Consider the following 11923-nt stretch of genomic DNA (forward strand, 5'->3'; position numbering starts at 1 on the left):
ATCCCGGCAATTTTGTATATAATAAGGATGAAGCTATCGCATAGAAAGGCAGGGAATACACATGAAACCCAATAAGAGCTTCCTGTTAGCAAAGAATCAGCATATCGAAGCCAATCGCCGCCTGTCCGCAAAGGCAAAACGCCGTTTGGAAAAATCCAAAGCGGAAAATACAATAAAAGCTTATGCCGCCGATTGGAACGATTTCTCTGATTGGTGTCAGGATCATCATCAATGCGAGCTTCCAGCCACGCCGGAAACCATCGTCAATTATATGAACGATCTTGCTGATGATGCCCGTGCCAATACCGTATCGCGGCGAGTCACTGCCATATCGGAAAATCATATTGCGGCAGGGTACAGCGGAAGCAAAAATCCGGCAAAAGACGGAATGGTCCGAACGGCCATGTCTGCCATCCGCAGAGAAAAGGGAACCTTTCAACAGGGAAAAGCGCCGATTCTCATCGAAACACTTTATTTACTGGCAGACTGTTTCAAGACAGATGACCTGACCGCTTTGCGCGACAGAGCCTTGCTTTTTGTCGGGTTTGCCGGGGCCTTTCGTCGTTCCGAACTCGTGCGTATCCAATACGAGGAACTGACCTTTACTCCGCAGGGCCTGATGATTTTTGTTCCCCAATCCAAAGGCGATCAGCTGGGACGCGGTGCAACCATTGCGATTCCTTATGCACCGGATCCGCAGATCTGCGCAGTCCGTGCGCTTCAATCCTGGCTGACCGCTTCCGGCATCAAAAGCGGGCCGATCTTCCGGCCGTTTACACGATCGCATCAGCTTCGGCCGATGCATCTCTCAGATAAATCCGTTGCCCTTATCGTCAAGAAATATGTGCGAATGGCCGGGCTGGATGCCAGGCAGTTCGCCGGACACAGTCTCCGCCGCGGCTTTGCGACCAGCGCTGCGCAGCACGATGTCGATGCGCTTTCCATCATGCGTCAGACCCGTCACAAATCCGAAAAAATGGTTCACCGTTATATTGAACAGGGAAATCTTTTCAAGGAAAATCCGCTGAACCGCATGTTTCATCCATAAAAAAAGCCGGAACCCGCCATGGTGTTCCGGCTTTTTTTATGCGATCCTATAGATTACAGGCATGCCTTATGGCTAAGATTAATACGGCCCTTGTCGTCAATTTCCACGACCTTGACCTGCAACTGATCGCCAATCTGAACCACATCTTCAACTTTTTCCACACGATGAGCAGCCAGCTGGGAAATATGGCACAGTCCTTCCTTGCCCGGCAAAACTTCCACAAAAGCGCCGAACTTCATCAGGCGTGTTACCTTGCCAGTATACACCTCACCGACCTCTACCTCGCGGACGATATCCTCGATCATCTTCCGTGCCTTTTTCATGCCCTCTGCGTCAACGGAAGAGATAAAGACGTTTCCATCCTCATGGATATCAATCTGCACACCGGTTTCATCGATAATTTTCTTGACCACCTTGCCGCCTGTGCCAATGACATCGCGAATCTTATCCGTCTTGATTTTGATCGTCTCAACACGCGGCGCATATGGCGACAACTCCGCTGCAGGACGATCGATGCAGGCCAGCATCTTATCCAAAATAAAGGCCCGACCGCGCTTCGCCTGCTGCAGCGCCGAGGACAGAATATCCCGGTCGATCCCCGCCACTTTGATATCCATCTGAATGGCCGTAATGCCTTTACTGGTTCCGGCTACCTTGAAATCCATGTCGCCCAATGCATCTTCCATTCCCTGAATGTCGGTCAAAATCGTATATTGATCTCCATCCTTGACCAATCCCATCGCTACCCCGGAAACAGGACGCTTAATCGGTACGCCGGCATTCATGAGAGAAAGCGTACTGCCGCATACCGATCCCATCGAACTGGATCCGTTGGATTCCAGGACTTCTGAGACCAGACGAATGGTATAGGGGAATTCCTCGATCGAGGGGATCACCGGCAACAGAGCGCGTTCGGCCAAAGCGCCATGGCCGATTTCGCGGCGTCCGGGGCTGCGTATCGGCTTGGCCTCGCCAACGGAATAGCCGGGGAAATTATAATGATGAATATAATGTTTCGTCGTTTCCGGTCCAAGGCCGTCGATAATTTGTTCGTCGCCAAGAGGACCAAGTGTCGTAACGGTCAGAATTTGCGTCTGGCCGCGCGTAAAGAGCCCGGACCCATGCGTGCGGGGAAGCAAGCCCACTTCACAGCTGACATGCCGAACCTCTTCTACCTCGCGCCCATCCGGCCGGATCTTTTCATGCGTGATCATGCGGCGGACAATCTCTTTCTCCAGATCATGCAGGGCCATAGCAATTTCTTTTTCCATCTCCGGGTAATCCGCCAAAAAATGTTCCATGACATCGGCATTAATATCGGCAATATGTGCATCCCGATCCAGCTTATCCGGATTGCGGGTTGCCTGATCCAGCCGCTCTGCAGCATATGCGCGAATGTCCTTTTCCAAATTCTCAGGGACGACGAATAATTTCGCTTCCCGTTTTTCCTTCCCGCAAGCTTGCTGAATCTCTTCCTGAAAAGAAACCAGGCGCTGAATTTCCTTATGACCGAATAAAATCGCATCGAGGACAACATCTTCCGGCAGCTCATGGGCTCCAGCCTCGACCATCATCACGGCGTCTTTCGAACCGGCTACGGTCAGATTCAGCGTGGATTCTGCCCGCTGGGCTTCTGTCGGATTGATCACAAACTGATCATTAATACGTCCGACACGCACACCGGCAATCGGTCCCATAAACGGGATATCCGACACGGTAAGCGCTGCGGATGCGCCGATCATAGCTGCCAGCTCAGGCGCATTATCCTGCTCCACTGAAAGTACCGTAGCTACAATCTGCACATCATTGCGAAAGCCCTTCGGAAACAAAGGACGAATAGGACGATCGATAAGACGGGCACAGAGAATCGCATCACTGGAGGGACGGCCTTCCCGTTTAATAAAACCACCCGGTATCTTTCCGGCGGCATACATCTTTTCTTCATAATCTACAGTCAGTGGAAAAAAATCAACGCCCTCGCGCGGCTCGGCGGAAGCCGTAGCCGTAACCAGCACAACGGTATCCCCATACCGCACCAGCACTGCGCCGTTTGCCTGTTTGGCCATCTTACCATGTTCAATGATAAGCGGGCGGCCGCCCAGCTCCATTTCGAAACTCTGCATGTAGTTTTCCTCCTGTTTCAATCAGATTCAATTCTATGTATGTTGTCCTTTCGACATAAAGCCGAATAATCCTTTTCTTCTTATAATCTTTCATTCCGGAATCCATATAAAAAAAGCGGGAGTAACCCCGCTTTTTTCAGGAATCGACTGAAATCAGCCAATCGTGGCGCGGATGCCGAGCTTGGAGATAATAGAACGATACCGCTCGATATCCTTTTTGTAGAGATAACTAAGGAGCCGGCGGCGATGACCAACCATCTTGAGCAAGCCGCGACGGGAATGATGATCCTTTTTGTGCTCCTTCAGATGCTCCGTGAGATACCCAATACGAGCCGTCAGAACAGCAATCTGCACCTCCGGCGAACCCGTATCGCCCTCATGGACTGCATACTTTTTCATGATCTCCTGTTTTGCTTCCTGTGTAAGCATGAATAAAACTCCTCCTAATAAAATAAAACTTTTTGCCTGTCAGCTAAGGATACGTCGGAGTACTTCATATTCTGAGCTGCGGCATAACCGTGTGATAAACACCGTTGCTAGTATATCATAGAGTACCGCTTCTTGTAAATGGTTAATATGAACTGCCGAATTTTTCCCACCAAAGTTCCGCGGCCTTGCGATCCCGTCGCATTTGACGGATCAGTTGCTCCGCACCGGCAAACCGCTTTTCATCGCGGAGTTTTCCCAGAAACCGCACCTCAAGCATCCGGTCATAAATATCTTTTGAAAATCCCTGAATATTTACTTCCAACCGGCGGCTGCAGCCAGGGAAGGTCGGATTACTGCCAATATTGGCCAGCGCACCATAGCACATTCCCTCATAAACTGCTTCCGCCGCATATACGCCATTTGGCAGCATAACCCGATCATCCGGTATCGCCAAATTTGCTGTTGGAAAGCCCAGCGTCCTGCCGCGCCGATCACCATGAATCACACGGTCCATGACAGTAAACGGATAGCCGAGAAAATCATTGGCCTCGGACAATTTTCCCGCAGATAAGAGTCTGCGGATCCGTGTGCTGCTGACCGGCCGTCCGGAGCGCAGCACAGCCGGACAGATCTCCACTCGAAACCCGTACCGCCCGCCTTCACGCAGGAGCTGGCGCTGTGTTCCCTTTCCTCCGGCTCCGAATGTATAATTCGGACCAGTGACCACATAACGCGGTGCCAGATACTGCTGCAGCATTTGAAGAAAACGTTCCGGACGAATTGCTGCAAACTCCTGCGTAAAGGGAACGGAAATCAGTGCATCCACGCCCTCTTCCTGCAGGCGCTGCTGCCGCAAAACAGAATTTCCAATCTGCTGCGGCAATGCGTCCGGCGCAACAACGGAAAGCGGATGATTGCTAAACGTGAATACCAAAGCATACCCATGAATCTGTTCAGCCAGCTGCACCGCCCGACGGATAATGCTCTGATGGCCGATATGAACGCCATCAAACATGCCCAAAGCGACCACTGCGCCCGGATACACACGGGTCAGATCGGTCAGCTTGGAAAAAACTTGCATGAACTACTGCTCCTTTATCTCTGAATGACTTTTACCGGTACGATTTCCCTGCTGCTGCGGTCATACCGGCCAATTCCGATAAAACGGTCTGCAGCATATACACGCAGCAGATCTGTAACCGGAACATACAGCGCGTCATGTGTGCGCAGTCCGTTACAGAACGCCCGCTCCCGGGAAGGCGCGAGGTCATACCGCGCCAAATGACTCAGCAATGATGCAGGAGCGAGCAGAGCCTTCCCTTTTTGCTGTGCCAGTTCTTCCAGACTCAGAGCGTCTTCCAAACGAAAATCTCCTACGCGGCGACGTACCAGAAACGTCATCACCGCCGGCAAATCAAGCGCCTGTCCGATATCCTGACAAAGGCTTCGGATATAGGTTCCCTTCGAACAATCGACGTCCAGCAGGATCCGTTCCGGAGTCCAGGACAGTAAAGCCAATCGATAAATGTTTACCGTTCTCGATGGGAGCTTCACTTCACGTCCCTGCCGGATCAGGTCACAGGCGCGTTTTCCCTGAATTTTTATCGCCGAATAAGCCGGAGGCGTCTGGCGGATGCTTCCGGTAAAACGGTTCAATACATTACGGATTTCTTCTTTGGACGGCATAGTAAAGGACGAAACAGACGAAAGAATCCGGCCGGTATCGTCTCCGCTGTCTGTGGAAAATCCGAATTTCATCTCAACGCGATAGGATTTATCTGCCTGTTCCAGATATTCAATCAGACGAGTTGCCTGTCCCACTGCAACAGGCAGTACACCAGCTGCAGCCGGATCCAATGTACCGGCATGTCCGATTTTTTTCTCTCGCAGAATCCGTCGCGCCAGACTGATCACATCGTGCGATGTCATGCCGGGCGGCTTGAGCAAATTCAGAAAACCGCCTCCTGGCGGCATCTCATTTGGCAAAAGCGCTCCGCTCCTTCCCTTCCTGCTCTTCCAAAGCCGCATCAATTGCTTCGATCAGGGCTTTTTTTGCGGTCTCAAAAGGCTGACTGATGGTACAGCCGGCAGCACGGACATGTCCTCCGCCGCCGAACCGGATAGCAATCTTCGTTACATCAAGCCCTTTTGAGCGCATACTGACCCGACAAACATCCGGCTCCTTTTCCTTCATGACCACAGCCAGCTCGGTTCCATCAATAACACGGATCATATCAATGAGTCCGTCCGGCGATTCCATGCTCTGCAAATCGGCCGCCGTCAGGAAAGCGCCAGCCGCCCGGCCCTCATGAAATAATTCGATCCGCCCCATTGCTGCGGCGAGCCCCTTTAACTGTGCAAAGGGTTTGCGTTCCAATGCCTCGGAAATCACATGCGGCCTGACCCCGCATTGTAAAAGCTCCGCAGCAGCCTGCATCACCGAAGACGTCGTATTGGAAAAACGGAACCAGCCGGTATCTGTCGCTAATCCGGTATAAAGGCACATCGCAGTCTTCTGACTGAACGGTTTCTTTTTCTGCCGGATCAACTGATAAATAATCTCTGCTGTTGCTGCACAATTTCCATCCAGATAAAGCTTATCAGCCAGAGCGCCATCGTTCGTAATATGATGATCGATATTCAGGACCGGTGCCTGAACCATCTCCCTGACCCGACCAATCCGATCCAGGCTGACATCAAGCGCGATCAGCAGATCAGCAGACTGCCACCGTTCCGGATCCGGTTTCTCTATAAGCTCATATCCCGGCAATATATCAAATATTGCCGGGATATCATCATCGATGAGAACCTGTACCTCTTTGCCCTGACTTCGCAAAAAATGCATCAGCCCGAGAGAGGAACCGATGGCATCGCCATCAGGATGAACATGAGCTGTGATAACGATGGTTCTGGCATCGCTCATCAGCTCCGCAGCTTCCCCCAATGAAACATTCATTCTTTGTTACTCCTCATCTTTGCGAAGGGCATGACCTGCCGCTTCATCCGCTTTTATCTTCAGCAACAGCTCCTGAATATGCGCGCTGTAATCCAGCGACTTATCCAGCTCAAAGGTCAATTCCGGTGTAAAACGCAGACGGATTCGTCTGCCGATTTCCCTCCGGATAAAGCCAAGACTGCTGTTTAATCCTGCCCAGCAATCCTGAATCTGCTGTTCATTTCCCATAAGGCTGACATAAATTTTCGCTTCGCGCAGATCTCCTGTACATTCTACAGAAGTAACTGTCACAAAGCCGATCCTTGGATCCTTCAGTTCCTGCAGGATGATCTGACTGATCTCCTGTTTCATAAGTTCCTGGACCTTCTCTACCCGCAGCTGACTCATCGGCACGGCCTCCTTTCCTCAATAAATGGACTCCGCATCAGTCATCCTTTTCCGAAGCTGCCTTAGCCGCAGCTTCAGCCTGACGCCGTTGGGCGGCAGCCTTATTGGCCTCCGTGATGTCCGTAGCAATCTCCTCCATCGTATACGCTTCGATGATATCGCCCTCTTTAAAGTCACGATAATCAATGATGGAGATACCGCATTCATACCCGGCATTCACTTCCTTGACTTCATCCTTAAAGCGGCGCAGCGAATCGATTTCGCCGTCAAACACTTCAATGTTGTCGCGGATAATGCGAATCTTGGAGTTGTTGCAGATCTTTCCTTCCAGTACATACGAACCGGCTACCAGCGCCTTGGAGAATTTCATAACCTGACGAATTTCTACACGGCCCTGTACTACTTCCTTGTACTTTGGCTTGAGCATACCGCTCATGGCATCCTTGACATCGTTGAGCGCGTCGTAAATGACACGATACGTACGAATATCCACATCCTCGGTGTCTGCCAGACGACGGGCATTAGCATCCGGACGGACATTAAAGGCAATGATGATCGCATTGGAAGCGGAAGCAAGCATCACATCCGATTCATTGACTGCGCCTACTCCGGAATGGACAATGCTCACGCGAACCTCATCGTTCTTATTCAATTTCAGCAGCGAACCGCAAAGTGCTTCAACCGATCCCTGAACATCCGCTTTGACCACGATATTCAGGTCCTTGATTTCACCTTCCTGAATCTGCTGGAACAGATCATCCAGAGAAACTTTTTTGCTCTTGATGAGCTTTGTACGCTGACGTTCAATTCTGGCTTCGGCAATGGAACGAGCCTGTTTTTCCTCCAGGACCGCCAGCACATCGCCGGCTTCAGGAACATCGTTAAGGCCGAGAATTTCAACCGGCACGGATGGTCCGGCTTTTTTGACGTTATTGCCGCGGTCATCCACCATGGCACGGACTTTTCCGTAGGTCGTACCGCAGACCACGGAGTCGCCAATCCGCAACGTACCATTCTGAACCAGTACCGTGGCGACCGGGCCGCGCCCTTTATCGAGTTTTGCCTCGACAATAACGCCGCGGGCATCGCGATTCGGATTGGCCTTCAGCTCTTCCACTTCGGCAACCAGCAGAACATTTTCCAGCAGATCATCGATACCCAGCTGCTTCTTGGCAGACACGGGAACCATGATGGTGTCACCGCCGTATTCTTCCGGAACCAATCCATGCTCCATGAGTTCCTGCTTGACGTGATCCGGATTTGCTCCGGGCTTATCGATCTTATTGATGGCTACAATAATGGGAACCTCGGCCGATTTGGCATGATTGATCGCCTCAACCGTCTGGGGCATAACGCCGTCATCGGCAGCCACGACAAGAATCGCAATATCCGTAATCTGGGCACCGCGTGCACGCATTGCCGTAAACGCTTCATGGCCCGGTGTGTCAAGGAATACAATTTTTTTGCCTTTGCAATTGACCTGATAAGCACCAATATGCTGTGTAATGCCGCCTGCTTCATGCGCCGATACATGCGTATTGCGGATGCAGTCCAGCAAAGAGGTCTTGCCGTGGTCGACATGCCCCATGACGGTCACGACAGGCGGACGCAGCTTAAGCGACTTCGGATCGTCCTCCACTTCCGGAATTTCCGTAGGATCCACATCCGGCGGAAGCTCCTCACAGGTAACACCGAACTCCGAAGCTACGAGCGCAGCCGTATCAAAATCTATCTCCTGATTAATAGTAGCCATAACCCCCATCATGAAGAGCTTTTTGACCACTTCCGCAGCGGTATAGCTCATTTTGGAGGCCAGATCCTTTACGGCAATGCTTTCCGGCAGTTTGATATGCTTAGGACGTGCAATTTCTACTTTCGGCGCCTGCTGCTGACCACGCTTGTTGTTGCGGCCGCCCCTCCGGTCATTACGATTATTGCGCCCGTTTCGATCATTGCGGTTTCCGCGCTCATTCCGGCGTCCGTTCCGATCCCCATTATTCCGCTCTCCGCGACCGCTTCGGCCATTGTTGCGGTCATTATGTCCTGCGTGACCGGTATTGCCCTTATGCGCCGGATTATTGGCGCTGCCGGCGGTCCGCTCTGCCTTTCCCCGTCCGTTTTCTGTCCGTGCAGCTGCGGCCGTATTACTATGCCCATTATGACGAACGTTGTTACTGGAAGCAGGGCTTGCATCACGCCCCGCATTATGATGCGGCTGACGATCTTCCTTTTTTTCATGCTGCGGTCTCTGAACCGCTGCCGGTTTGGACGGTTTTGGCGTATTTGCCGAAGCCGTTTTCTTTTCAAAATGCGATTTGACGAAATTTCGCTCTTCATCACCGACACTGCTCAAATGGTTGGCAACTTTGTAGCTTCCTTTCTTCAAAATATCCAGTACAACCTTGCTTTCCGTATGAAATTCTTTCGCGATTTCAAAAACCCTGTATTTGGACATTGATCCACCCCCGGTTATCTCATATCGATTCCTCCATCAGCTGGCGCAGCTTTCCGGCAAATCCCGCATCGGTCAGCACTGCTGCCGCACGGTATTCTTTGCCAAGGCACCTGCCGAGCTTTTCCCGGTCCAGCCCTTCTGCATAAGGAATCCGATAATATTCAGCTAATTTTTTATAGTTCTTCTTCGATTCATCCGCAGCATCCGCTGCGATCAGCAAGAATACTGCCTTTTTTGTTTTTACAGACTGTTCTACGGCAAAAGATCCCGATACAATCCGTCCCGCCCGCTGAGCCATGCTCAGCAGGTTCATAATGCGCTGTTCTCTGGTAAACGCCATGATTCAGTCCTCTTCACCATGCAGTGAGTCCAGTTCCTGTGCCAGCCGCTCATAAACAGACGAAGCTACCGTCTGTTTAAACGAACGCTCCAGCCCATGGCTTTTACGGGCCGCTTCAAAGCAGTCCCGATTAGGGCATATGTATGCCCCGCGGCCTGCTTTTTTCCCTGTAGTATCTATGGAAAAAACGCCTTCCGGACTGCGTACGATGCGGATCAATTCTCGTTTTGGACGACTTTTTTGGCAGCCCAGACACATCCGCTGCGGAATTTTCCTTGTTTTCAAGCTTATTCACCCTCTGCTGTGAACGATTCGTCGCTTTCGACCTCTACCTCGTTCATGTTGTCATCCAGCTGTTCCGCTTTCGCCTGCGTTTCACTCTTGATATCAATCTTCCAGCCCGTCAGCTTCGCTGCGAGGCGGGCATTCTGCCCTTCCTTGCCGATCGCCAAAGAAAGCTGATAATCAGGAACGACGACACGGGAAACTTTTTCCTCTTCATTCACCGCCACAGAAACCACCTTGGCCGGACTGAGCGCATTGGCAATAAATTTCGCCGGATCCTCACTCCATTTTACGATATCGATCTTCTCACTGCCAAGCTCATCGACAATCGCCTGAACGCGCATCCCACGCTGCCCCACACAGGAGCCGACCGGGTCTACGGCCTCATCTCGCGACCAGACCGCAATCTTGGATCGGTTTCCCGGCTCACGGGCTACCGATTTGATCTCAACAATGCCTTCCTGTATCTCCGGCACTTCCAGCTCAAATAAACGCTTCAGCAATCCCGGATGAGTTCTGGATACAACGATCTGCGGCCCCTTGTTTGTCTTTTTCACCTCAACGACATAAGCTTTGATGCGATCGCCGTAATTGTAGGTTTCCGTTGGGATCTGTTCTGCGGGGGTAAGAACCGCCTCCGTCTTGCCGAGATCGATAAAGACATTTCGATTTTCTACACGCTGAACCAGCCCCGTCAGAATATCGCTCTCGCGGCTTTGGAATTCCTCATAAATGATTCCGCGTTCCGCCTCGCGAATGCGCTGAACTACGACCTGTTTTGCGGTCTGCGCAGCAATACGGCCAAAATTTGCCGGGGTTACTTCAATCTCCAAAACATCGCCCACTTCGTAATCTGGTTTAATTGTGCGGGCCTGTGCCAAAGAAATCTCTGTAATCTCATCCTCCGGCTCTTCCACTACGGTTTTGATCGCATAGACATGATAATGCCCCGTCTCACGGGAAAGGGTTACACGGACATTCTGGGCAGAGCCAAAATTGCGCTTGTAAGCCGAGATCAGTGCAGCCTCGATGGCCTCGAAAAGAACCTCTTCATCAATCCCTTTTTCCCGGCCGAGCTCTCTCAGTGTATCGAGAAATTCTTGTCCATTATCCTTTGTCTTCACTTTCGCAGTCTTTCTTGCCAAAATTCTTATCCTCCCATTATTTACAGGCCGATGCCTCAAAAATCAATATGAAGACGAATCTGCGCCACTTTATCCATAGATATGTTGATGTTCTCGTCCAAAGTAATCGTCTGACCATCAAAACCGGTCAGGACTCCAGAAAGAAGCTTCTTTCCGTCCCATGGCGCATAAAGGGAAACATCTACCGCCTTTCCCTGTTCGCGAATCAGGTCGCGCGGCTTGCGCAAAACACGGTCGATTCCCGGCGAAGAGACTTCCAGAATATAGCTTCCCGGCACGCTATCCCCCTCGTCCAGTTTCTCTTCCAGACGCTCACTGAGCTTCTGACAATCTTCAATATCAATGCCGCCATCTTTATCGATATAGACGCGCAGATACCAGTCGTCGTGCTCTTTGGTATATTCTACATCAACCAGCTCCACCGCATCCTGCCCGGACAGCAGATCGCTGACTAATGCTTCTACAGCCTGTTCAATATCCTTCGCTGCCATATCTCCACCTCCTCTGTAGCATTTGTTTTCATACATAAGAGTAAAGAGTGGGCTCACACCCACTCTTTACCATAAGATACCTTAAATTACTTTATTAGTATATCATGAAGCAATATCCGTGTAAAGCAATTTTTCTTTTGTAGGTTTACAATAGATGTGAGACTGGAGGGATATACAAAAGCGACCGAATCCCGTAGAATATTGGTTGCAACAAACTTCTACAAAAGGAGACCCGATCGCCATGTCTATCATACCACATCAGAA

Annotated in this window: 12 protein-coding genes; 1 reads left to right on the forward strand and 11 read right to left on the reverse strand. The window is 51.0% G+C overall.

Annotation, left to right across the window (positions count from 1 at the left end):
* The first annotated feature begins 61 nt into the window (after positions 1-61).
* Complete coding sequence (locus FYJ78_RS04215) at positions 62-1048, forward strand: site-specific integrase (protein WP_154620159.1); 987 nt, start codon at positions 62-64, stop codon at positions 1046-1048.
* 53 nt (positions 1049-1101) lie between these two features.
* On the opposite strand, the gene FYJ78_RS04220 is transcribed toward FYJ78_RS04215, so the two are convergent.
* From FYJ78_RS04220 to FYJ78_RS04270, 11 genes are all read right to left on the reverse strand, one after another.
* The gene (locus FYJ78_RS04220) at positions 1102-3171 is read right to left on the reverse strand and encodes a polyribonucleotide nucleotidyltransferase (protein ID WP_154620160.1); all 2070 of its coding nucleotides are present in this window, start codon (positions 3169-3171) and stop codon (positions 1102-1104) included.
* A 153-nt stretch (positions 3172-3324) separates the two neighbouring features.
* A complete protein-coding gene (gene rpsO / locus FYJ78_RS04225) occupies positions 3325-3600 on the reverse strand; it encodes a 30S ribosomal protein S15 (protein ID WP_154620161.1) in 276 nt (91 codons plus the stop codon).
* 142 nt (positions 3601-3742) lie between these two features.
* Positions 3743-4681, reverse strand: coding sequence for a riboflavin biosynthesis protein RibF (ribF, locus tag FYJ78_RS04230; RefSeq protein ID WP_154620162.1), 939 nt, complete (start codon positions 4679-4681; stop codon positions 3743-3745).
* A 14-nt stretch (positions 4682-4695) separates the two neighbouring features.
* Positions 4696-5574 carry a tRNA pseudouridine(55) synthase TruB gene (gene truB, locus FYJ78_RS04235; RefSeq protein ID WP_154620184.1) on the reverse strand — a complete coding sequence of 293 codons (879 nt, stop codon included), beginning with the start codon at positions 5572-5574 and terminating at the stop codon, positions 4696-4698.
* 1 nt (position 5575) lies between these two features.
* Positions 5576-6556, reverse strand: coding sequence for a DHH family phosphoesterase (locus FYJ78_RS04240; protein WP_154620163.1), 981 nt, complete (start codon positions 6554-6556; stop codon positions 5576-5578).
* 6 nt (positions 6557-6562) lie between these two features.
* A complete protein-coding gene (gene rbfA / locus FYJ78_RS04245; RefSeq protein WP_154620164.1) occupies positions 6563-6943 on the reverse strand; it encodes a 30S ribosome-binding factor RbfA in 381 nt (126 codons plus the stop codon).
* A 37-nt stretch (positions 6944-6980) separates the two neighbouring features.
* Entirely contained in the window at positions 6981-9398 is a 2418-nt protein-coding gene (infB, locus tag FYJ78_RS04250; RefSeq protein ID WP_154620165.1) for a translation initiation factor IF-2, read from the reverse strand.
* Between the two features lie 19 nt (positions 9399-9417).
* Positions 9418-9738, reverse strand: a complete 321-nt coding sequence (locus FYJ78_RS04255) for a L7Ae/L30e/S12e/Gadd45 family ribosomal protein (protein WP_154620166.1) — start codon at positions 9736-9738, stop codon at positions 9418-9420.
* A gap of 3 nt (positions 9739-9741) precedes the next feature.
* A complete protein-coding gene (rnpM, locus tag FYJ78_RS04260; RefSeq protein WP_154620167.1) occupies positions 9742-10023 on the reverse strand; it encodes an RNase P modulator RnpM in 282 nt (93 codons plus the stop codon).
* A 2-nt stretch (positions 10024-10025) separates the two neighbouring features.
* Entirely contained in the window at positions 10026-11168 is a 1143-nt protein-coding gene (nusA, locus tag FYJ78_RS04265) for a transcription termination factor NusA (RefSeq protein WP_154620168.1), read from the reverse strand.
* A 35-nt stretch (positions 11169-11203) separates the two neighbouring features.
* Positions 11204-11659, reverse strand: coding sequence for a ribosome maturation factor RimP (locus FYJ78_RS04270; RefSeq protein ID WP_154620169.1), 456 nt, complete (start codon positions 11657-11659; stop codon positions 11204-11206).
* Between the last annotated feature and the right edge of the window lie 264 nt (positions 11660-11923).

Source organism: Wylensekiella montiformis (genome assembly GCF_009697385.1).
Classification (GTDB): Bacteria; Bacillota; Negativicutes; order Selenomonadales; family Selenomonadaceae; genus Selenomonas_A; species Selenomonas_A montiformis.

What these genes read in the sequence shown, in the direction of transcription:
- infB (WP_154620165.1), bottom strand. Translation starts at nt 9,398, where the DNA reads ATGTCCAAATACAGGGTTTTTGAAATCGCGAAAGAATTTCATACGGAA.
- truB (WP_154620184.1), bottom strand. Translation starts at nt 5,574, where the DNA reads ATGCCGCCAGGAGGCGGTTTTCTGAATTTGCTCAAGCCGCCCGGCATG.
- FYJ78_RS04215 (WP_154620159.1), top strand. Translation starts at nt 62, where the DNA reads ATGAAACCCAATAAGAGCTTCCTGTTAGCAAAGAATCAGCATATCGAA.
- ribF (WP_154620162.1), bottom strand. Translation starts at nt 4,681, where the DNA reads ATGCAAGTTTTTTCCAAGCTGACCGATCTGACCCGTGTGTATCCGGGC.
- FYJ78_RS04240 (WP_154620163.1), bottom strand. Translation starts at nt 6,556, where the DNA reads ATGAATGTTTCATTGGGGGAAGCTGCGGAGCTGATGAGCGATGCCAGA.
- rpsO (WP_154620161.1), bottom strand. Translation starts at nt 3,600, where the DNA reads ATGCTTACACAGGAAGCAAAACAGGAGATCATGAAAAAGTATGCAGTC.
- FYJ78_RS04270 (WP_154620169.1), bottom strand. Translation starts at nt 11,659, where the DNA reads ATGGCAGCGAAGGATATTGAACAGGCTGTAGAAGCATTAGTCAGCGAT.
- FYJ78_RS04255 (WP_154620166.1), bottom strand. Translation starts at nt 9,738, where the DNA reads ATGGCGTTTACCAGAGAACAGCGCATTATGAACCTGCTGAGCATGGCT.
- rbfA (WP_154620164.1), bottom strand. Translation starts at nt 6,943, where the DNA reads ATGAGTCAGCTGCGGGTAGAGAAGGTCCAGGAACTTATGAAACAGGAG.
- FYJ78_RS04220 (WP_154620160.1), bottom strand. Translation starts at nt 3,171, where the DNA reads ATGCAGAGTTTCGAAATGGAGCTGGGCGGCCGCCCGCTTATCATTGAA.